At 41.6% G+C, this 209-nt stretch carries 1 protein-coding gene; it reads right to left on the reverse strand.

Annotated features, from left to right (window positions below; genetic code table 11):
- A partial coding sequence (locus H5162_RS21240) for a hypothetical protein (protein WP_220493653.1) occupies positions 1–209 on the reverse strand: 209 nt, incomplete at both ends.

Here is a 209-nt window from a genome sequence, read left to right on the forward strand (position 1 = left end):
ACTGTCAATATCGTCTAAATCAAATTCGTCTTCTTCAGCCAACTCCGGCTCTGCAGTCGCTTTATCGCCAGTTTCATCAATTAGACTGTCAATATCGTCTAAATCAAATTCGTCTTCTTCAGCCAACTCCGGCTCTGCAGTCGCTTTATCGCCAGTTTCATCAATTAGACTGTCAATATCGTCTAAATCAAATTCGTCTTCTTCAGCCA

Source organism: Pseudoalteromonas sp. SR41-8 (genome assembly GCF_014163915.1).
Classification (GTDB): domain Bacteria; phylum Pseudomonadota; class Gammaproteobacteria; order Enterobacterales; family Alteromonadaceae; genus Pseudoalteromonas; species Pseudoalteromonas rhizosphaerae.